Raw genomic sequence first — 20,481 nt, forward strand, 5'->3', positions numbered from 1 at the left:
GACCCAATCCGTACGTTCCTACAATCCGTAATCCTGGCCGAACAGACCGTAGTCACCGCACTCAGGCGCCCCTAGCTTGTGGCCCGTGCGCCGACCCCCTGCTCAACCCAGCCAGTCCACGCCGCCGACACCGCCCACTCCGCCGTTCAACGCGCCCGCCGCCCACCGGCTCCGAACCGCGCTCAACATGGGCCCGGAACACGTCGCGTACGGCATGCGTGCCTCGTACGGGCTCCCTTACGTCACGCCTGACCTGGTCATCGCCTGGGAGCGTGGGCTCACCGCGCCCTCCGGTCCCGAACTCACCGCACTCTCGGGCGTGTTGTGGTGCTCCCCGGCCGAACTCGTCGGCAGGCCACGCACGCTGCGTGAGCATCGCCTCGCGCGCGGCCTCGCGCCGGAGGACGTCGCGCGGGCCGTCGGGCTCGAACTCCTCGCGTATCTGCGGATGGAGGAGCACGACCAGTGGCACGGGACCGAGCGCCAGTCCTCCGCGCTCGCCGATCTGTTCGACCTCTCGCTGCCCGACTTCATCAGCGTCACCGGGCGCGACATCCGCCTCGCGGAGCTGCTGCGCAGCGCGATGACGACGCGGTGGCAGGCGTACGTACGCCCGATCGGCAAGATGGTGCCCCTGGACCGGCGGCTCCTGGAGGACTCCCTCCAGGAGTTGCACGAGGACTACCAGGCGCAGATGGTCGCCACCCTGACCTGGGGCGGCGGCCACTCCGCCGTCGAGGCGGGCGAGGCCGGCCGTGACTTCCTCGACCAGATCATCAGCCGGTTCTGGTCCATGGTCGAGAGGAGTACGTACTGAGCACCCCGCACCAAAATCCGAGCCCGAGCCCAAGCCCAAGCTCACCGCACCGAATGCAAAGAAGGACGGCTGGAAAGACGGCTAGAAAACCGACTCCGCCTCGTCCATCCGGTCCTTCGGCACCGTCTTCAGCTCGGTGACCGCCTCAGCCAGCGGCACCATCACCACGTCCGTCCCCCGCAACGCGGTCATCCGCCCGAACTCCCCCTGGTGCGCGGCCTCCACCGCGTGCCAGCCGAAGCGGGTCGCCAGCACCCGGTCGTACGCGGTCGGCACGCCGCCGCGCTGGATGTGGCCGAGGATGACCGGCTTGGCCTCCTTGCCGAGGCGGCGCTCCAACTCGTAGGCCAGCGCCGTGCCGATGCCCTGGAAGCGCTCGTGGCCGAACTGGTCGATCTCGCCCTTGTTGTAGTCCATGGAACCCTCGGCGGGGTGCGCGCCCTCGGCCACGCACACGACGGCGAACTTCTTGCCGCGGGCGAAGCGTTCCTCGACCATCTTGACCAGGTCGGCCGGGTCGAAGGGGCGCTCGGGCAGGCAGATGCCGTGGGCGCCCGCCGCCATCCCGGACTCCAGGGCGATCCAGCCCGCGTGCCGGCCCATGACCTCGACGACCATCACCCGCTGGTGCGACTCCGCCGTCGTCTTCAGGCGGTCCATCGCCTCCGTCGCGACCCCGACCGCCGTGTCGAAGCCGAACGTCCGGTCCGTCGACGAGATGTCGTTGTCGATCGTCTTGGGGACTCCTACGACCGGCAGACCGGCGTCGCTCAGCATGCGCGCCGCCGTCAGAGTCCCCTCCCCTCCGATCGGGATCAGCGCGTCGATCCCGAAGTCCCGCGCGATGTCCAGCGCGTTCTCGCAGGCCTCGCGGAGGCGGTCCCGCTCCAGTCGTGACGAGCCGAGGATCGTGCCGCCGCGGGCGAGGATGCCGCTGACCGCGTCGAGGTCGAGGGTGCGGTAACGGCCGTCGAGCAGTCCGGCGTAGCCGTCCTCGAAGCCGATGACCTCATCGCCGTAGTTGTCGACCGCTCGGTGCACGACCGACCGGATCACGGCGTTCAGGCCGGGGCAGTCGCCGCCTGCGGTGAGAACTCCGATACGCATCGTGCTGTGTCTCCTGCTCGCTGTTGACACCGGTGAGCCGAATCCGATTGTTTCACGTCCCTCAGGGCATCGCCGCTTCCCCCCGGACTGACGGGCGCCCTATCCACCCCCGGAGGTACTGTCAAGAGGGTTCCGGTCACATCGGGTGGGCGATTTTCATGACCGCCGAAACGCACTCACCAGAAACCGAAACGCACTGCCCAGAAGCCGAAACGCACTGCCAGAAACCGCCAGAAGGAGAGACCACGCGTGACCCGCAGCGTGTACGTGACCGGGATCGACCGCGGCGACGGCCGTCAGGTCGTCGAGCTGGGGGTCATGGAACTCCTGACCCGGCAGGTCGACCGGGTGGGGGTGTTCCGGCCCCTCGTCCACGACGGCCCCGATCGTCTGTTCGAATTGCTGCGTGCGCGTTACCGGCTCTCCCAGGACCCCGCGACCGTCTACGGCATGGACTACCACGAGGCCTCCGCACTCCAGGCCGAGCAGGGGACGGATGAGCTGGTGTCGACCCTTGTCGACCGGTTCCATCTCGTCGCGCGTGACTACGACGTCGTCCTCGTCCTGGGCACCGACTACGCGGACACCCAGTTCCCGGACGAGCTGTCCCTCAACGCCCGCCTCGCGAACGAGTTCGGCGCGTCCGTGATCCCCGTCGTCGGCGGCCGCAAGCAGACCCCCGAGTCCGTGCTCGCGGAGACGCGCAACGCCTATCGCGCCTACGACGGCCTCGGCTGCGACGTCCTCGCCATGGTCACCAACCGGGTCGCCCGCGAGGACCGGGAGGAGATCGCGCAGCGCCTCACCACCCGGCTGCCGGTGCCCTGCTACGTGGTCCCGGACGAGCCCGCCCTCTCCGCGCCGACCGTCGCCCAGATCACCCACGCCCTCGGCGGCAAGGTCATCCTCGGAGACGACTCCGGGCTCGCCCGGGACGCGCTCGACTTCGTCTTCGGCGGCGCGATGCTGCCCAACTTCCTCAACGCGCTGACCCCGGGCTGTCTCGTCGTCACCCCCGGCGACCGCGCGGACCTCGTCATCGGCGCCCTCGCCGCGCACAGCGCCGGCACCCCGCCGATAGCCGGCGTCCTGCTCACCCTGAACGAAGTGCCGAGCCACGGCATCCTCACCCTCGCCGCGCGGCTCGCGCCCGGCACCCCGGTGGTCTCCGTGGCCGGCACGTCCTTCCCCACCGCCGCCGAACTCTTCTCCCTGGAGGGGAAGTTGAACGCGGCCACCCCGCGCAAGGCGGAGACCGCGCTCGGCCTCTTCGAGCGGTACGTCGACACCGGCGACCTCCTCAAGCGCGTCTCCGCGCCGAGCAGCGACCGGCTCACCCCGATGATGTTCGAGCACACGCTCCTGGAGCGGGCCCGCTCCGACAAGCGCCGGATCGTCCTCCCCGAGGGCACCGAAGCCCGCGTCCTGCACGCCGCCGAGGTGCTGTTGCGGCGCGGTGTCTGCGAGTTGACCCTCCTCGGCCCCGAGGACCAGATCCGCAAGAAGGCCGCCGACCTCGGCATCGACCTCACCGCGGCCCAGCTGATCGACCCGCACACCTCCGAACTCCGCGACCGCTTCGCCGAGAAGTACGCCAAGCTCCGCGCCCACAAGGGCGTCACCGTCGAACTCGCCTACGACGTCGTCGCCGACGTGAACTACTTCGGCACCCTGATGGTGCAGGAGGGCCTCGCCGACGGCATGGTCTCCGGCGCCGTGCACTCCACGGCCGCGACCATCCGCCCCGCCTTCGAGATCATCAAGACCAAGCCGGACGCCGACATCGTCTCGTCCGTCTTCTTCATGTGCCTCGCCGACAAGGTCCTGGTGTACGGCGACTGCGCGGTCAACCCCGACCCGAACGCGGAGCAGTTGGCCGACATCGCCGTCCAATCGGCCACCACCGCCGAGCAGTTCGGCGTCCCGGCCCGGATCGCGATGCTGTCGTACTCCACCGGTACGTCCGGCTCGGGCGCCGACGTCGACAAGGTGCGCGAGGCGACCGAACTGGTCCGGCTGCGGCGGGCCGACCTGCGCATCGAGGGGCCGATCCAGTACGACGCCGCCGTCGAGCCGAGTGTCGCCGCCACCAAGATGCCGGAGTCCGAAGTCGCCGGCCAGGCAAGCGTGTTGATCTTCCCCGACCTGAACACCGGCAACAACACCTACAAGGCCGTGCAGCGTTCGGCCGGCGCGATCGCGGTCGGGCCGGTGCTTCAGGGGCTGCGCAAGCCGGTCAACGACCTGTCCCGGGGCGCCCTCGTCTCGGACATCGTCAACACCGTCGCCATCACGGCGATCCAGGCGCAGTCCCCCGCCGTGCCCCCGACCGCACCTCCGACCGCACCTCCGACTGAGAAAGCAACCGCCCAGTGAGCCCCGCCCCCGCCCCGACGCGTGTCCTCGTCCTCAACTCCGGCTCCTCGTCGGTGAAGTACCAGCTGCTCGACATGGCGGCCGCCACCCGTCTCGCCGTAGGACTCGTCGAGCGGATCGGCGAGGAGACCTCCCGGTTCAAGCACACCTGCGTCACGACCGGTGCCGTACGGGAGTCCTCCGGGCCGGTCCCCGATCACGAGGCCGCTCTGAAGGCCGTGGCGGAGGAGCTGTCCAAGGACGGACTCGGGCTGGATTCACCGGAGTTGGCGGCCATCGGGCATCGGGTCGTGCACGGTGGGCTGGTCTTCACCGAACCGACTGTCATCGACGACGCCGTGCTCGCCGAGATCGAACGGCTCATCCCTGTCGCGCCGTTGCACAATCCGGCGAACCTCGTCGGGATCCGGACCGCGATGGCGCTGCGGCCCGATCTGCCGCAGGTGGCCGTGTTCGACACGGCGTTCCACACGACGATGCCGGAGTCGGCCGCGCGGTACGCGATCGACGTGGCGACCGCGGACGCGTACCGGATCCGGCGGTACGGGTTCCACGGGACCTCGCACGCCTATGTGTCGCGGGCGACGGCGAAGCTGCTGGGGAAGGCGCCCGAGGACGTCAACGTCATCGTGCTGCACCTCGGGAACGGGGCGTCCGCCTCGGCCGTGCGGGGTGGGCGGTGTGTGGACACCTCCATGGGGCTGACGCCGTTGGAGGGGCTGGTGATGGGGACGCGGTCGGGAGACCTGGATCCGGCCGTCATCTTCCATTTGATGCGTGTTGGCGAAATGTCCACCGATGAGATCGACACTCTTCTCAACAAGAGGAGCGGTCTGATCGGGTTGTGCGGGGACAACGACATGCGCGAGATCCGGCGCCGGATCGACGAGGGTGACGAACAGGCGGAACTGGCCTTCGACATCTACATTCACCGATTGAAGAAGTACATCGGTGCCTACTGCGCGGTACTCGGCACGGTGGACGCGGTCGCCTTCACCGCGGGGGTCGGGGAGAACGCGGGCGCCGTGCGGGAGGCCGCCGTCGCGGGCCTGGAGCTGCTGGGGCTGGAGGTCGACGGGGCGCTGAACGCCGTACGGAGTGACGAGCCGCGGCTGATCTCGCCCGCGTCCGGGCGGGTCGCGGTCGCGGTGGTGCCGACGGACGAGGAATTGGAGATCGCCACACAGACCTATGCACTGGTCGGAAATTACAACGCCTGAGCGCATGCCCGCCCATTTGTATCTTCCGCCAGACGGAATATTCCGTAGCGAAACAAACCGATAGGATCGTCCCATGCGCCGTTCGAAAATCGTCTGTACTCTCGGCCCCGCGGTCGACTCCCACGAACAACTCGTGTCGCTGATCGAGGCCGGCATGAATGTGGCCCGCTTCAATTTCAGCCATGGCACCCACGCCGAGCACCAGGGGCGGTACGACCGCGTCCGTGCCGCGGCCAAGGAGACCGGCCGTGCCATCGGCGTCCTCGCCGACCTGCAGGGCCCGAAGATCCGCCTGGAGACCTTCGCGGAGGGTCCCGTCGAGCTGGTGCGCGGTGACGAGTTCACCATCACCACCGAGGACGTCCAGGGCGACAAGACCATCTGCGGGACGACGTACAAGGGCCTGCCCGGTGACGTCACCCGAGGCGACCAGATCCTGATCAACGACGGCAACGTCGAGCTGAAGGTCCTGAGCGTCGAGGGCCCCCGCGTGAAGACGATCGTCATCGAGGGCGGCGTCATCTCCGACCACAAGGGCATCAACCTGCCCGGCGCGGCGGTCAACGTGCCCGCGCTGTCCGAGAAGGACGTCGAGGACCTGCGCTTCGCGCTGCGGATGGGCTGCGACATGGTCGCCCTGTCCTTCGTGCGCGACGCGAGCGACGTGTACGACGTCCACAAGGTGATGGACGAGGAGGGCCGCCGGGTCCCCGTCATCGCCAAGGTGGAGAAGCCGCAGGCGGTCGCCAACATGGAGGCCGTGGTCGCGGCGTTCGACGCGGTGATGGTGGCCCGCGGCGACCTCGCCGTCGAGTACCCGCTGGAGAAGGTCCCGATGGTGCAGAAGCGCCTCGTGGAGCTGTGCCGGCGCAACGCCAAGCCGGTGATCGTGGCGACCCAGATGATGGAGTCGATGATCACCAACTCCCGCCCCACGCGCGCCGAAGCCTCCGACGTGGCCAACGCGATCCTGGACGGCGCGGACGCGGTCATGCTGTCCGCCGAGTCCTCGGTCGGCGCCTACCCGATCGAGACCGTGCAGACGATGTCGAAGATCGTCGTCGCGGCCGAGGAGGAGCTGCTCAGCAAGGGCCTCCAGCCGCTCGTGCCGGGCAAGAAGCCGCGGACACAGGGTGGTTCGATCGCGCGTGCCGCGTGCGAGATCGCCGACTTCCTCGGCGGCCGGGCCCTGGTGGCCTTCACGCAGTCCGGTGACACCGCCCGCCGCCTGTCCCGCTACCGCGCCTCCCAGCCGATCGTCGCCTTCACGATGGACGAGGGCACCCGCAACCAGCTGACGCTCAGCTGGGGCGTGGAGTCGCACGTCGTGCCGTTCGTGAACAGCACCGACGAGATGGTCGACATGGTCGACGCGGAGATCGCCAAGATCAACCGCTTCAACCCGGGCGACACCCTCATCATCACCGCCGGCTCGCCCCCCGGCGTCCCCGGCACCACGAACATGCTCCGCGTCCACCACCTCGGCGGCGGCGAGCGCGACTGACGCACCGCTGAAGGCTCTTGTACGGCGCTGAGGGCGCCCCCTGCGACAGGGGGCGCCCTCAGTTTTGTGCGCGGCTCCCGAACGGGCTTGTGGGGCGGCTCAGTTCTGGTAGCTGTGCAGACCGGGGACGGTCAGCGTGCCGCCGAACTGGCCGGCCTGGACCACCTTCACGTTGGTGAAGTAGATCAACGGGATGTTCAGCGGCGGCGGGTTGTCCGGGTCGAACGTGATCGGAATCAGACCGAACAGGTTGCCCGAGATGGACTCCGTGTACATCACGGTGTCGCCGTCGCGGATGGTGGACGTCGAGCCGGCGGCCGCCTGCACGTGGTAGGTCTTGCCGGACTGCTTGTCGTTCACCGTCTGGTGCAGGTCGCCGATGTCGGTCCCGCCGGAGATGACGTACTTCAGGACCTTCTTGACCTTGCCGCTGGCGGTCTTCACCTCGACGACACCCTGGTAGTCGGCACCCTTGAGCAGCAGCGAGCTGGCGTTCAGGTACCACGGGTCGTCCGGCAGCAGCACCTTGTTGTCGACGCCGCTGGTGTCGTCCGTGGCGACCGGGCAGTCCGAGGTGTCGGCGCTCGCGCTCGCGGACGGGCTCGGGGTGGCCGTGGCCGAAGCCGCGTCCTCGGCCGCCTTGGTGGTGTCCTTGGCCGCCTTGGACGCCGTGTCGGTCGTGTCCTTCACGGTGTCGTTCACCGTGTCGGTGACCTTCTTCGTCGTGTCCTTGACGGTGTCGGACACGTTGGAGGAGCCGTCCGAGGAGGCGTCCTTCGTGGCGCTCGCCGAGGCGGACGCGGTCGGCGTCGGGGTGGCGCTCGCCGTGGAGTCGGAGCTCGACGAACCGCCGGTGAGAATCCCGGTGATGGCGTCGCCGATGCTGTCCAGCAGGCCGCCGCCGCTCGCGGACGCCGAGGGCGTCGCGGTGGCGGTACCGCTCGACGAACCGCTCGAATCCGCCGACTTGCTCGCGGACGGCGTGGGCGTGGCCGTGTCGTCGGAACCTGAATCCGACGAACCCGAAGATCCCTTGCCCGAGTCCTTCGTGCCGGAGTCCGCGTCGCCGGTGGCCGTGGCCGAGGGCGTCGCGTCGTCCTTGGACGAGCCGGCGGACTCGCTCGCGGACGTGGACGGCGTCGCCGAGGGGCTTGCCGTCGTGCCGGCGAGGGCGGCGACACAGTCCTTGTACTCGTCGGCCGTCAGGCTCTTCGACGACGGTGAGGTCGTCGATCCGTTGTCGGCGAGGGCGAGGGAGGACGTGAAGCCCATCCCCATGATCACGGCGGTCGGCATCGCCACCGTGGCTATCGCCTTGCCGGCGGGCATGTGGAGCCTGGTGAACAGCGGCTTCTTGGGTGCCGCATGCCGCGGCCCGGTTCTCACACGGGACTCGTCCACATCAGTCCCGTGGGTCACCTCGTCAGCCGGCACTGTGCCTCCCGTTCGCCCCGTTGTTCACCGGGCTCGTTCCTGACAGATCGTTCGGCTCGTCCGTACCGTCGGCGGACTCGTACGGCGCGGGCTCGTACGGCGCGGGCTCCTGAGGCTTGGCGTAGTACGACGCGGAGTCGTGCGGCGCCGCCTCGTACGGTGCGGCCTCGGCGGGGGCGCCGCCCTCTCCCTGTGCGACGTCCTGCAGCGCCTGCGGCTCCGGCGGTGCGCCCGGCGCCCACGACACGGCCAGCGCCCCGCCGACCATGGCGAGGAGGAAGCCGATCAGGAAGCCGCCGAGGTTGGACACGGGGATGGACACCAGCGCCAGCAGGATCGCCGCGACACCCGCGAAGGTGCGCACGTGCTTCTGGAACCAGAGGCTGAAGCCCAGGACGACCAGCAGTACGCCGATGATCAGGGACCCGGCGCCCGCGGTGGTGGCCATCGCCAGCGTCAGATGGCCCACCTGGAGATGTGCGTACGGGAAGTAGGCGATCGGGAGTCCGCCGAGCATGACGAACAGACCGGCCCAGAACGGCCTCGTGCCACGCCAGGCACGAAACTGCAGCCTCCGGCGGGCGAACTGGCCGGCTGCGGCAGGAGTCTCGGCGCTCATGGAAAACAGCTCCCTGGTACGGCGTTGCTGTGGTGGAGAGTTGCACCTTGTGTGAAGGCGCTGGTGGAAGGTGGACGGGCGGGGGCGCCACCGGCTCCCCCGCCCGCCGTCAAGTGCCTAGTAGCACTCGTGGGTGCCGGTCTTGACCGACATCTTCAGCCCGCTGAGCTTGAAGGTTCCGGCAGTGGTGGCCCACGCCGTCTGCTTCACGTCGGTCAGAGTGGCCGAGTCGGCCTCCTGGGCGAACCCGTACGGGTTGGCAGCTTCACTGCCGCCCTTCATACCGGGACCCTTGGTGGAACTCCCGGCCGCGACGCCGATGTTGATGTTGTTGAACGTCGCGTCGGCACCGAGGTCGGCAACGTCGATGTAGAGGTTGTCGGCCTCGACCGGCGTACCGCTGCCGCCCGCCGTCAGCGTCAGGCTGACGGAGCCGAGCAGCGGGATGTTCGGGGTGACCACGGACTGGCACATGTTCGTGATCTCGGCGGACTTGAACCCCGAGACGGCGACGGGGTGAGCCGTCTTGCTGCCGTCGAGGTTGTAGCCCGAGTCGATCGCCCCGTACTGCACGAAGCCCGTGCCCTGGAGCTTGTCCGCCGTCACCTTGAACGACTGACCCGAAACGCTGAATGACGCGGCGAGAGCACCCTGCGCGAGGGCGACACCTATACACGCCGTAGCGGCGACGCTGGGCACCATGACCACAGCGAAGCGCTTCCATCTCGTCCCGCCACGCACCTGGGACTCCATATTTCCTCCTTCTCGGACGTACATCTCCTGGCCCTGACTGCCCCCTATTGGCGGCTCAGCCGGGCAGGGATGGGAGAAGTGCTACGTCCTCGGGAAGGGGAGCGCCCGTCCTCGGAGGCGCGAACCGCGCACCGATCACCGGCGATCACCCCCGAGCGACAACCACTGGTCGCGCCTGACGCACATCACGCACAACCTTGCTGGACAGGCTCCGCCGTGCGGCGAAGACCCCCCTGCCCAAGAGCCGACTCCATTGTTTCCGGCTCTACTCGGTGGGGACCCAGGAAACCCCGTCGGCCCGACCGGCTGTCGGGGTACGGAAATGGACCGAGCGTCGCCGATCGTGGTGCATTCTCGCCGCCCGCACAAGGGGCTTCGTTACTGGGTAGTAACGGCCGGATAACCGAACAACGACCCGCCGGTATCGGTCGACGACGCTGGGTGTCATCGTGGGCCAGGACAAATCAGTTGACACCCGGGCGGAATCCGACAGATCAACGCCCTCGACTTACTCCAAGTAACAGCGGCCGCGATTACCAAGTTTTGGTAAAGCGCGGCCGCAGTGACAGTCCGTCGGCAAATCTTTCACTTCGGCATCACAGGTCACGAGGTTTACCGACTGGTCAGAACCGGCCCCGCGCCCCGCTCAGAACAGCGCCCGCGCCAGTGCCCGCCGGGCCGCCGTCACCCTGGGGTCATCGGCCCCGACGACCTCGAACAGCTCCAGCAGCCGCAGCCGTACGGCATCCCGGTCGTCACCCACCGTGCGCCGCACGGTGTCGATCAGCCGGCTGAAGGCGTCCTCGACATGACCGCCCACCAGATCCAGGTCGGCGGCGGCGATCTGCGCGGGCACGTCACCCGGCTTCTCGGCGGCCTCGGTGCGCACCTGCTGCGGGTCGAGCGTCGAGACACGGTGCAGCAACTCGGCCTGGGCGAGCCCCAGTTTGGCCTCGGAGTTGCCCGGGTCGTCGCTCAGCACGTTCTTGTACGCCTGCACGGCCCCGCCGAAGTCCCCCGCGTCCAGGGCCTGCACGGCGGCTTCGAGCAGCGCGTCGTACGGTCCCGCCGGCACCTCGGCAACGGCCTCGGGCCGGTCGCCCGGCGCGGCGTCGGGGTCGACGGCCAGCCCGGTCAGGCCGAAGCGCTGCTCGGCGACCTGGATCAGCTGGTCGAGGGTCTGCCGGACCTGCGGCTCGGCGGCGGCCCCCTGGAAGAGCGGCAGCGCCTGGCCGGCGACCACCGCGAAGACGGCCGGGATGCCCTGCACCCCGAACTGCTGCATCAGCATCTGGTTGGCGTCGACGTCGATCTTGGCAAGGACGAAGCGTCCGTTGTAATCAAGCGCGAGCCGCTCCAGGAGCGGGCTCAGCTGCTTGCACGGCTCGCACCACTCGGCCCAGAAGTCGATGACGACCGGGACCTCGGTGGACCGCTGCAGGACCTCGCTCTCGAACCCCGCCTCATCTACGTCGATCACCAGGTCGGCCGGGGAGACGGCACCGCCGCCGCCCTGCCGGGCGGTCTCGGCGCGCGCCTGCTCCGCCTTGACCTTGGCCTCCTGGGCCGCCTTCACCGCGGCGAGGTCGACGACTCCGCTCATGGACATGTTCCGTGGCTGCATGCGTCTATCCTCCCCCGTCCGCGCGTGTGAATGAAAAGTGTTGTGAAAGCCGGTCTGTCGCAAGCCTGTTGTGAGCTGTTCGGCGCCGGGTCCCCACCCCGCGCCCAGTGGTTACGCTACGACCCGTAGCGTAATAGCACCGGCCCCCTCCCGGATACAGATACCCGGTGATCTCCCTCACTGCACCACAGGAACCGCCGGTTATGGTCAAGGGATGCAGAGCAGCACTCCCGCCCCACGCGCCGCGGGACGCCCCCGCAGCACCACCGCGGACACCGCGATCCTGGCGGCGACCCGGGAGGCCCTGGTCGAACTCGGCTGGTCCAAGCTCACGTTGGGAGACGTCGCCACGCGCGCGGGGGTTGCGAAAACCACCCTCTACCGCCGCTGGGCAGGCAAGAACGAACTCGTCGTCGACGCGGTGGCGGAACTCTTCGACGAACTCCACCTCCCCGACCGGGGCACGCTGGCCGCCGACATCGAGGGCGTGGTCCTCCAGTTCGCGGCGATCCTGGCCCGCCCGGAGGCGAAGAGCGGCCTGATGGCGGTGGTAGCCGAATCGATCCACGACGACGCCCTGCGGGACCGCATCCGCGAGTCGATCGTCGACCGCCAGAAATGCCTGGTCCTGGAGGGCAGGGCACGGGCCCAGGCACGCGGCGAACTCCCCCCGGAGACCGACCCCCAGGAAGCCGCCCGCACGGCCGACCTCATCTTCGACGTGGTCGCGGGCGCGGTCGTCCACCGCACCCTGGTGAGCGCGGAACCGGCCGACGAGGAGTGGGTCCACAGCTTCACCCAGGTCCTCCTGCTCGGCCTGACGTCACTCAGCAACCCCTAGAACCTGCCAGGCGGGATCCGGTCACGCCCACGGAACCTGACACACACGTCCGAGGCACTGCCATCGGCCACGACCCCACTCCCGGCTCCGCCCAACTCCGCAGTCGCAGGGCCTGGCACGCACACCCGAGACGCAGCCGTCAGCCGCCGCGACTCCCCGCGCTCCCGGCTCCGCCCACCTCCGCAGGCGTCAAGCCCCGCACGCGCACCTGCGGCGCTGTCATCCGGCACCGACTCCCCCGCCTCGGCTCCGCCCACCTCCGCCTCGCAGCCTCACGCGCCGGGCCCCGGTCACCGGCGCCGACCGGGCCCCGCCAATCCTCCGCGACCTGCTCCGCCGGACCCGCCTTAGAAGCCTGCGGGCTCGGTGTAGACCCCCCACTCGTCCCGCAGCACCCCGCAGATCTCCCCCAGCGTCGCCTCCGCCCGCGCCGCGTCCAGCATCGGGCCGATCATGTTGGACCCGTCCCGCGCGGCCGCGAGCATCGCGTCCAGGGCCGCCGCCACGGCCGTCTCGTCCCGTACGCCCTTGCGTGCGCCCAGCTCCTGGATCTGGTCCCGCTCCACCTCGTGGCTGACGCGGAGGATCTCCAGGTCGCCGGTCACGGAGCCGTGGTGCACATTGACGCCGACGACCCGCTTGTCGCCCTTCTCGACGGACCGCTGGTACTGGAACGCGGCCTCGGCGATCTCGCCGGTGAACCAGCCGTCCTCGATGCCGCGCAGGATGCCGGAGGTGATCGGCCCGATCGGGTGCTGTCCGTCCGGGTGGGCCCGCAGCCCCCGCTCCCGGATCTGCTCGAAGATCTTCTCGGCGTCCGCCTCGATCCGGTCGGTGAGCTGCTCGACGTACCACGAACCACCCAGCGGATCCGCCACGTTGGCGACCCCGGTCTCCTCCATCAGCACCTGCTGCGTGCGCAGCGCGATCTCCGCGGCCTGCTCACTGGGCAGCGCGAGGGTCTCGTCCAGGGCGTTGGTGTGCAGCGAGTTGGTCCCGCCGAGCACGGCCGCGAGCGCTTCCACGGCCGTACGCACCACGTTGTTGTACGGCTGCTGCGCGGTCAGCGAGACGCCGGCGGTCTGGGTGTGGAAGCGCAGCCACTGGGCCTTCTCGGACCGCGCGCCGTAGACGTCCCGCATCCAGCGGGCCCAAATGCGGCGCGCGGCACGGAACTTGGCGATCTCCTCGAAGAAGTCGACGTGCGCGTCGAAGAAGAAGGACAGGCCGGGCGCGAAGACGTCCACGTCCAGGCCCCGGGACAGGCCGAGTTCGACGTACCCGAAGCCGTCCGCCAGCGTGTACGCGAGCTCCTGCGCGGCCGTGGAACCGGCCTCGCGGATGTGGTAGCCGGAGACCGACAGCGGCTTGTAGGCGGGGATGCCGGTCGCGCAGTACTCCATGAGGTCGCCGATGAGGCGCAGGTGCGGCTCGGGCTGGAAGAGCCACTCCTTCTGCGCGATGTACTCCTTGAAGATGTCCGTCTGGAGCGTGCCGTTGAGGACGGCCGGGTCGACGCCCTGCCGCTCGGCCGCCACGAGGTACATGCAGAAGACGGGGACGGCCGGCCCACTGATCGTCATCGACGTCGTGACGTCACCCAGCGGGATGCCCTTGAAGAGGACCTCCATGTCGGCGGCGGAGTCGATGGCGACCCCGCAGTGGCCGACCTCGCCGAGCGAGCGCGGGTCGTCGGAGTCGCGGCCCATCAGGGTCGGCATGTCGAAGGCCACGGAGAGGCCTCCGCCGCCGTTGGCGAGGATCTTCTTGTACCGCTCGTTGGTCTGCTCGGCGTTCCCGAATCCGGCGAACTGCCGGATGGTCCACGTCCGCCCCCGGTAGCCCGTCGCGTACAGCCCGCGCGTGTAGGGGTACTCCCCGGGCCACCCGATCCGCTCGAAGCCGTCGTACGTGTCCCCGGGGCGAGGCCCGTACACCGGCTCGACGGGATCACCGGAGAGCGTGGTGAAATCGGCCTCACGCGTGCGTGCGGCGTCGAAACGGGCCTGCCAGCGTCGGCGGCCCTCTGCGATGGCGTCAGCGTCCATACCCTCGAATTTACTAGGACGTCCTAGTAAATGTCGATGGGATACCGCCGTACGCAACTCGTACGGCGGTGGAAGCGGTGAGGCTCAGACCTTCGCGGCGACCGGAGCCGGCTCGGCGAAGTGCCCCTCAAGCTCGTGGCTGACCTTCCGCTCAACGAAGAACGCGGCCGTCGGAATCGTGCCCGCGAGGAGCACCCACAGCTGCTTCCCGACCGGCCACTTCGCCTTGGAGCCCAGGTCGAAGGCGAAGAGGAGGTACACGACGTACAGCCAGCCATGCGCGATGGCGACGACCTCGGTGAAGCTCCCGGCGCCGTCGATCTTCAGGAGGTACTTGGCGATCATGCTCAGGCAGAGCAGGACCAGCAGCACACCCGTGGTGTACGCCAAAACGCGGTAGCGGGTGAACACGCTCTTTTTCATGAGGACGAGCGTAACCACCCGTTCCGGGCGATCTTTCCCCGGGGCGGCGGCCCGGGTCACTCCTCGTCGAAGTCCTCCGCGGCGACCCGGAGCGGCCGCAGCATCGCGAAGATCTCCCCGCACTCCTCGGCGTCGTAGGCGCCGAGCCCGAAGTCCATCTCCATCAGGTCACGCGTGGCCGCGTCGCAGACCTCGCGGCCCTTGTCGGTGATGGAGGCGAGGGTGCCGCGGCCGTCGTTGGGATTGGGGCGCTTGGCGACGAGACCGGACCTGACCAGGCGGTCCACGGTATTCGTCACGGACGTGGGGTGCACCATGAGCCGCTCGCCGATCTTGGACATCGGCAGCTCGCCCGCCTTGGAGAAGGTGAGCAGCACGAGTGCCTCATAGCGCGCGAAGGTCAGTCCGTACGGCTTGACGACCGCGTCGACCTCGGCGAGCAGGATCTGCTGCGCCCGCATGATCGAGGTGATGGCGGCCATGGACGGCACGTTCCCCCAGCGCTGTTTCCAGTGTTCGTCGGCGCGGGCGATGGGGTCGAAAGGAAGACTGAGCGGCTTTGGCACGGCACCAGACCTTACCGGCCGGTCACATCGTGGTCAGCCCCGTCTCGCCCATCGGTCCCGGGAGGTTACGCGAGGCCCCTCGGAGCCGTACCCGTGTGCCCGGTGTCGTATCCGGGCGGGCCGTGCGGCTTGTGCCAGGATTACTGACTGATTGTCACTGAATGTCCCCCTGGCGCAAGGGAGCAGCATGTCCCGGCTGATCCGCACGTTCGCGGCGCTCGCGGTCCTCGGGCTCGCGGTGGGCTGTTCGTCCGCGTCCGACGTCGACGAGGCCTCCGTCGCCGGTGCCCGGTCCAAGGGGCCGGCCGGCGACATGACCTTCTGGGTCGACCCGGCGAGCCCGGCGGCCGAGCAGATCCAGATGTGGGAGCGGGAGGGGCGCAAGCAGGACGCCGCCCTGCTCAAGCGGATCGCCGACGAGCCGACCGCGCTGTGGCCGGCCGGTGAGATCGACCCCGGCCCGGTGATCAGGGCGGCGACCGCTGCCGCGCGTCAGGAAGGACGCACGGCGGTCTTCGTCGCGTACGACATTCCGCACCGCGACTGCGGTCAGCACTCGGCCGGCGGGGCGGAGGACGCCGATGCCTACCGGGCGTGGATCGGGAAGTTCGCCGAGGCGCTGGGCGACGCGAAGGCGCTCGTGGTGCTGGAGCCCGACGCCGTCGCGCACATGGTGGACGGGTGCACGCCCGGCGAATACCAGGGCGAGCGGGAGCAGTTGCTGAGCGAGGCGGTCGTCCGGCTGAAGCAGCAGTCGGGGACGAAGGTGTATCTCGACGCGGGCAACCCGTCCTGGATTCAGGACTCTTCGAAGCTCGTGGAGCCGTTGAAGCGGGCCGGGGTCGAGGAGGCCGACGGGTTCTCCCTCAACGTCTCCAACTTCCAGACGGACGCGGTGACGAAGAAGTACGGCGTCCAGCTGTCGCGGGACCTCGGCGGCAAGCACTTCGTCGTCGACACCAGCCGCAACGGCAACGGGCCGCTGCCCGGCGCCTGGTGCAACCCGCCGGGCCGGGGCCTGGGCACTCGCCCGACCACCGACACCGGCGAACAGTCCCTGGACGCCTTTCTGTGGATCAAGCGGCCCGGCGCCTCGGACGGCACCTGCGAGGGCGGTCCGGACGCCGGGCAGTGGTGGCCGGAGTACGCCCTGGAACTGGCACGCAACTCCAAGGCATAGAGCAGCAGTCGACCAACGTCACTGCACCTGAATCCACTTGGCCTCCGAGGGCGTGCCCTGCGCGTCCGTCACGAAGAGCATGTACCAGCCGGGCGGCACCAGTGCCTGGTCCTTGGGGACGTCCACCGTCACCGACTTGCCGTCCTTGACGAGGCCGAGTTCGATGGAGCGCTGCTCGACGTCCGTCGTGTGCGTGACCGAACTCGGCCGCATCAGACGGGCCTTGACGACCCGTTCGGGGTGGTCTGTGCGGAAGGTCGCGCGGTGGTGCCGGTCCAGGGTCTCCGGACCGTCCTGCAGTACGGGCCTGTTGGTGCCGTTCTTGTGCAGCGCGGGCGGGGTGAAGATCTCCATGCGCTGCTCGAAGTGGCCCAGTTTGGTGTTGGCCTGGTCGTCGAAGAGCGGGTCGGAACCGAACGTGACGACTCTGCCGTCGGGCAACAGCAGTGCCTCGGAGTGGTAGTTGCGGCCGACCATCGGGGCGGCGGCCTCGCGGAAGGCGTTGCCCTTCGGGTCGTAGAACTGCGCCTTGAAGATGTTGCTGGCGCTGCGGCCGCGGTAGTCCGAGGAGCCGTTGGTGGTGAAGACCGAGTCGTCCGGCATGATCACGCTGTTCAAGTACCGGGTGCCCTGGGGGAGGTTGGGGCCGTCCTTGAAGACCGGGCTGTCCTGCTTCAAGTCGACTACAGCCGTACGCGGGGTCGACTTCTTGGACTCGCCGACGCCTCCGCCGCCGAGGATCATCACCTTCTGGTCCTGGGCGGGCGGCAGGAGGAGGGAGGACGAGGTCTCGGTCTCGTCGGGGTCGCGCAGTCCGGCGACCGTGGTGAACTTGTTGGTCTTCAGGTCCCAAATACCCGGCTCACGGCCCTTGTTGGCGGGTCCGTAGCCGGCGTTGGAGGCCGGGTAGAAGAGCTTGCCGCCCTTGGTGAGGAAGAGGGCCGGGTAGGTGGGGAAGTAGCGCTTGGGGCCCGGGGTCCACTTCTTGGTCTTCGGGTCGTAGATCTCGTTGTCGCCCTGGTCGATGACGCCGACGTCGTCGAGGCCGGAGACGGCGAGGACGCGGCCGTCGTCGAGGCCGACGAGGGTCGGGTACCAGCGGGCCTTCTCCATCGGGTCGACGGGGATGTACCGCTCCGCCTTCGGGTCGAACTCGTAGGCGGCGCGGATGCCTTGGTAGTCCTGCTTCTCCAGGGTGATCTTCTCGGAGAGGCCGTACGTGTTGTTCGCGTCCTTGCCCTTGAGGCCGACGATGTCGTACTGCGCCTGGTTCTCGGTGACCGACATCGGGCCCGGCTCGGCGGCCTCGACGAAGACGCGGACCTCGCTCGCGGTGACCTTCGTCTGCCAGGGCTGCATCACACCGCGGGCGTTGTACGTCACCTTGAACTCGCGCTTGGCCTTGGGGACGGTGACGTCGAACTTGCTGATGTAGTCGACGCCGGCCGGTGAGCGGAAGACGGTGCCCTTCTTGAGGAACATCGCCTTGTTGGGGTTCTCGTTCTTGACGCGCATACCGCCGCCGGCCCGCTTGACCTCGCCGTCGAGGAGTTCGTAGCGGGCGGTGCCGCCGGCCACCAGCAGGTTGCCGCTGGGGAGTTGGCTGTGTCCGCCGCAGAAGAAGTCGACCGGGGTCGGGATCTTCTTGAAGGTGTTCGCCTTCGGGTCCCACAGCACGGTGTCGAAGGACCCGGCGTTGAACTTCTTCTGCTCGTTGCCCGACCCGGCCACGATCAGCACCTTGCCGGTATGCAGCAGCGAGGCGTGGATGGCGTTGGTGCGGTACTCCTTCGGGATGTCGATCTGGTCCCAGGAGCCGTACTTGGCCATGTACTCGGGCCGGGTGATCTTGTACTCGTGGTACTGCTCGCCGGCGAAGTCGAGGGCGGCCGGGGCGTTGAGACCGGCCAGGACGGCGATGCCGCCGATGCCGAGGACGGTCTTCCTGGTTTTCTGGGACGGCTGGAAGGCCATGGTCTAGTTGCCCCCTGTCGTGGTGCTGGAGACGGACGGACCCGCCCCGGTGGTGGCGAGCGCGGGCTCGGCGGTGTCGAGGGTGCGCGCCACGCCGAGCAGCGACCGCTGTTCCCGGCGCTCTCTGAACCGTGAACCGGCCCAAACCCCCATCGGGGCAAGGGAGATGACCATCGCGAGGACGGCCCAGGTGCGCATGGCCGCGTGGGTGTGGTCGAGGACGACCGAGGCGGCCAGCGAGGTGGCCAGGAGGATCGCCCAGAAGAGATGGATGCGGAAGGTCATCACCCGGTCAGGGCTGGCGTCGCCGCCCTTGGGCGTGACGACGAACCGGCTGGGACGGCGGATGAGCGCCTCACCGAAGGACTTCAGATAGATGGGCGCGGAGAGCGCCGACATCGCCATGCCGGCCAGCCCGCCCGACCCCTCGGGCTCGTGCGGGGAGACATTGTGCCGCCGGTTCCAGAGATAGAGCCCGATCTGAAGCGCGGCCGCATCGCTGTAGAGCATCAGCCACACCGACGCGGCGACCTGCGTACCGGACGCCCCGAACCACAGGAACAGGAAGCAACTCATGATGCCCAGCAGCCAGTTGACGGCCGTCATCGGGTAGTAGACGAGCATCAGCGTGTACGAGAACAGCCGCCCCGGAGGCATCGTGAACGGCGCCTTCCAGTACTGCTTGATCAGCGTCTCGTACGTCCCGCGCGACCACCGCATCTGCTGCGTGAAGAAGTCGGTCCAGGAGGCCGGCCCCTCCCCCACGGCGAGCACGTCCGGGGTGTAGACGGACCGCCAGTGCGTACGCGTCAGGGGATTGCGGTGCCGATGCAGCTCGAAGCCGGTGGCCATGTCCTCGGTGATGGAGTCGTACAGCCCGCCGATCTGCTTGACGGCGGCGATCCGTACGACGTTGTTGGTGCCGACGAACATGGGTGCGCGGTAGCGGTTGCCGGCGCGCTGGATCAGCGCGTGGAAGAGGAACTGCTGCGACTCGGCGGCCTTGGTGACGGGGTTGTGGTAGTTCCCGTACACCTGCGGTCCTACGACGAAGGCCACGTCCGGGTCTCGGAAGTAACCCATCATCCGCTCAAGGAAGTTGGGGAGCGGCACGTGGTCGGTGTCGACAGAGGCGAAGAACTCGTAGTCGCCGCCGTGCATGGCGATCCAGGCGTTGTAATTCCCGTGCTTCGTACGGGCCTTGTGGACACCCTTGGGGCGGTTCCACTCGGGAACTCCGTGCCGCGTGAAGTGCCGTACGCCCAACTCGGCGCACAGGGCCTTGGCTTGCTCGTCGTCACCTTCGTCGAGGAGCCAGACGTCAACCGGGCCGGTGTGGGTCACATTGACCGCACCTTCGAGAGTCGCGCGGACCATGGAGAGGGGTTCCTTGCCCGGGACGTACGTGGTGAGGAAGGCGACGCGGGTGCCGGGGGCGGGGACGACGGGGATCGGGTCGCGGGCGACCAGCGTGGCGTGGGCGACGGAGGCGACGTTGACGACCATGAACAGTTCGATGAGACCGATGGCTATCAGCATCGTGACGTCGAGCCCGACCATCCACTCCTGACCGCCCTCGCGCTCGACCCAGTGGGAGGGCCAGACGAGATAGACGAGCAGGGCGGCGGTGAGCACCGGGGCGAGGCTCATCAGGAGGACAGCGCGTATTCGGTGGGGCTCGCGCGAGAGGAGCGAGTTGTACTGCACCTGGTACGACGCACCGGACGGCTCCGTGAGCGGTCCGGCCAGCCGGCTGTAGGTGTCGTAGTCGTAGCCCTCCGGCCGCACAGTGCCCTCCAATGATTGAGGAGTGATCGACGCCCGGGGAGCGAGGAACGGTTGGGTTCCGAACATCGACCGGGCCGATACCCACACACAAGTGGACATATAGGGGCATGTCGAACTGGGCGCGTCCAGGTGGGTGGGAGTTGCCTCCGGCGGTGGAGCGGGTGCCTTCGGCGGCGGAGCAGATGGGCTTCGGGGGTGGAGCAGGTG

Annotated in this window: 16 protein-coding genes; 6 read left to right on the forward strand and 10 right to left on the reverse strand. The window is 68.7% G+C overall.

Annotated features, from left to right (window positions below; all coding sequences use genetic code 11):
* Nucleotides 1–187 precede the first annotated feature (187 nt).
* Complete coding sequence (locus AC31A1_RS23755; RefSeq protein ID WP_489655262.1) at nt 188–817, forward strand: XRE family transcriptional regulator; 630 nt, start codon at nt 188–190, stop codon at nt 815–817.
* An 81-nt stretch (nt 818–898) separates the two neighbouring features.
* Here the strand turns inward: AC31A1_RS23755 and AC31A1_RS23760 are convergent, their stop codons facing one another.
* On the reverse strand, nt 899–1,924 hold the full coding sequence (locus tag AC31A1_RS23760; protein WP_033285452.1) for an ATP-dependent 6-phosphofructokinase: 1,026 nt from the start codon (nt 1,922–1,924) through the stop codon (nt 899–901).
* Nucleotides 1,925–2,173: 249 nt separating this feature from the next.
* Between AC31A1_RS23760 and pta the strand changes: the two genes are divergently transcribed.
* The 3 genes from pta (at nt 2,174) to pyk (ending at nt 7,024) form a co-directional block, all read left to right on the forward strand.
* Nucleotides 2,174–4,300: a phosphate acetyltransferase gene (pta, locus tag AC31A1_RS23765; protein ID WP_489655250.1), complete on the forward strand. Its 2,127-nt coding sequence runs from the start codon at nt 2,174–2,176 to the stop codon at nt 4,298–4,300.
* Complete coding sequence (locus tag AC31A1_RS23770) at nt 4,297–5,520, forward strand: acetate kinase (protein ID WP_489655251.1); 1,224 nt, start codon at nt 4,297–4,299, stop codon at nt 5,518–5,520. The genes pta and AC31A1_RS23770 overlap by 4 nt, the downstream gene beginning before the upstream one ends.
* 73 nt (nt 5,521–5,593) lie before the next feature.
* Nucleotides 5,594–7,024, forward strand: a complete 1,431-nt coding sequence (pyk, locus tag AC31A1_RS23775; protein ID WP_489655252.1) for a pyruvate kinase — start codon at nt 5,594–5,596, stop codon at nt 7,022–7,024.
* A gap of 99 nt (nt 7,025–7,123) precedes the next feature.
* On the opposite strand, the gene AC31A1_RS23780 is transcribed toward pyk, so the two are convergent.
* The 4 genes from AC31A1_RS23780 to AC31A1_RS23795 all read right to left on the reverse strand — a co-directional run bounded on the left by AC31A1_RS23780 (nt 7,124) and on the right by AC31A1_RS23795 (nt 11,454).
* A complete protein-coding gene (locus AC31A1_RS23780; RefSeq protein WP_489655253.1) occupies nt 7,124–8,458 on the reverse strand; it encodes a hypothetical protein in 1,335 nt (444 codons plus the stop codon).
* Nucleotides 8,448–9,077 carry a DUF6114 domain-containing protein gene (locus tag AC31A1_RS23785; RefSeq protein WP_489655254.1) on the reverse strand — a complete coding sequence of 210 codons (630 nt, stop codon included), beginning with the start codon at nt 9,075–9,077 and terminating at the stop codon, nt 8,448–8,450. The genes AC31A1_RS23780 and AC31A1_RS23785 overlap by 11 nt, the downstream gene beginning before the upstream one ends.
* 117 nt (nt 9,078–9,194) lie before the next feature.
* Nucleotides 9,195–9,830, reverse strand: a complete 636-nt coding sequence (locus tag AC31A1_RS23790; RefSeq protein ID WP_489655255.1) for a DUF6230 family protein — start codon at nt 9,828–9,830, stop codon at nt 9,195–9,197.
* A 646-nt stretch (nt 9,831–10,476) separates the two neighbouring features.
* Nucleotides 10,477–11,454: a tetratricopeptide repeat protein gene (locus AC31A1_RS23795; RefSeq protein WP_489655256.1), complete on the reverse strand. Its 978-nt coding sequence runs from the start codon at nt 11,452–11,454 to the stop codon at nt 10,477–10,479.
* Between the two features lie 214 nt (nt 11,455–11,668).
* Between AC31A1_RS23795 and AC31A1_RS23800 the strand changes: the two genes are divergently transcribed.
* Entirely contained in the window at nt 11,669–12,295 is a 627-nt protein-coding gene (locus AC31A1_RS23800; RefSeq protein WP_489655257.1) for a TetR/AcrR family transcriptional regulator, read from the forward strand.
* Between the two features lie 347 nt (nt 12,296–12,642).
* Here AC31A1_RS23800 and icmA read toward each other — a convergent pair whose 3' ends face one another.
* The 3 genes from icmA to AC31A1_RS23815 form a co-directional block, all read right to left on the reverse strand.
* Nucleotides 12,643–14,343 (reverse strand): coenzyme B12-dependent isobutyryl-CoA mutase large subunit, encoded by a 1,701-nt coding sequence (icmA, locus tag AC31A1_RS23805; RefSeq protein WP_489655258.1) that lies wholly within the window; start codon nt 14,341–14,343, stop codon nt 12,643–12,645.
* 84 nt (nt 14,344–14,427) lie between these two features.
* Nucleotides 14,428–14,766, reverse strand: a complete 339-nt coding sequence (locus AC31A1_RS23810; protein ID WP_393762696.1) for a DUF3817 domain-containing protein — start codon at nt 14,764–14,766, stop codon at nt 14,428–14,430.
* A gap of 56 nt (nt 14,767–14,822) precedes the next feature.
* Nucleotides 14,823–15,332 carry a MarR family winged helix-turn-helix transcriptional regulator gene (locus AC31A1_RS23815; protein ID WP_489655259.1) on the reverse strand — a complete coding sequence of 170 codons (510 nt, stop codon included), beginning with the start codon at nt 15,330–15,332 and terminating at the stop codon, nt 14,823–14,825.
* Between the two features lie 187 nt (nt 15,333–15,519).
* On the opposite strand from AC31A1_RS23815, the gene AC31A1_RS23820 reads away from it, so the two are divergent.
* Nucleotides 15,520–16,512: a glycoside hydrolase family 6 protein gene (locus AC31A1_RS23820; RefSeq protein WP_489655260.1), complete on the forward strand. Its 993-nt coding sequence runs from the start codon at nt 15,520–15,522 to the stop codon at nt 16,510–16,512.
* A gap of 18 nt (nt 16,513–16,530) precedes the next feature.
* Here AC31A1_RS23820 and glxA read toward each other — a convergent pair whose 3' ends face one another.
* Together glxA and AC31A1_RS23830 are read right to left on the reverse strand one after the other, a co-directional pair.
* Entirely contained in the window at nt 16,531–18,486 is a 1,956-nt protein-coding gene (glxA, locus tag AC31A1_RS23825; protein WP_489655261.1) for a radical copper oxidase GlxA, read from the reverse strand.
* A 3-nt stretch (nt 18,487–18,489) separates the two neighbouring features.
* Nucleotides 18,490–20,274 carry a glycosyltransferase family 2 protein gene (locus AC31A1_RS23830; protein WP_489655263.1) on the reverse strand — a complete coding sequence of 595 codons (1,785 nt, stop codon included), beginning with the start codon at nt 20,272–20,274 and terminating at the stop codon, nt 18,490–18,492.
* Nucleotides 20,275–20,481 lie beyond the last annotated feature (207 nt).

Source organism: Streptomyces sp. P5F9, assembly GCF_057961495.1.

Excerpts from the sequence above, each read along its gene's own strand:
- AC31A1_RS23785 (WP_489655254.1), bottom strand. The coding sequence starts at position 9,077 with ATGAGCGCCGAGACTCCTGCCGCAGCCGGCCAGTTCGCCCGCCGGAGG.
- AC31A1_RS23755 (WP_489655262.1), top strand. The coding sequence starts at position 188 with ATGGGCCCGGAACACGTCGCGTACGGCATGCGTGCCTCGTACGGGCTC.
- AC31A1_RS23795 (WP_489655256.1), bottom strand. The coding sequence starts at position 11,454 with ATGCAGCCACGGAACATGTCCATGAGCGGAGTCGTCGACCTCGCCGCG.
- pyk (WP_489655252.1), top strand. The coding sequence starts at position 5,594 with ATGCGCCGTTCGAAAATCGTCTGTACTCTCGGCCCCGCGGTCGACTCC.
- glxA (WP_489655261.1), bottom strand. The coding sequence starts at position 18,486 with ATGGCCTTCCAGCCGTCCCAGAAAACCAGGAAGACCGTCCTCGGCATC.
- AC31A1_RS23790 (WP_489655255.1), bottom strand. The coding sequence starts at position 9,830 with ATGGAGTCCCAGGTGCGTGGCGGGACGAGATGGAAGCGCTTCGCTGTG.
- AC31A1_RS23760 (WP_033285452.1), bottom strand. The coding sequence starts at position 1,924 with ATGCGTATCGGAGTTCTCACCGCAGGCGGCGACTGCCCCGGCCTGAAC.
- AC31A1_RS23810 (WP_393762696.1), bottom strand. The coding sequence starts at position 14,766 with ATGAAAAAGAGCGTGTTCACCCGCTACCGCGTTTTGGCGTACACCACG.
- AC31A1_RS23800 (WP_489655257.1), top strand. The coding sequence starts at position 11,669 with ATGCAGAGCAGCACTCCCGCCCCACGCGCCGCGGGACGCCCCCGCAGC.
- AC31A1_RS23820 (WP_489655260.1), top strand. The coding sequence starts at position 15,520 with ATGTCCCGGCTGATCCGCACGTTCGCGGCGCTCGCGGTCCTCGGGCTC.
- icmA (WP_489655258.1), bottom strand. The coding sequence starts at position 14,343 with ATGGACGCTGACGCCATCGCAGAGGGCCGCCGACGCTGGCAGGCCCGT.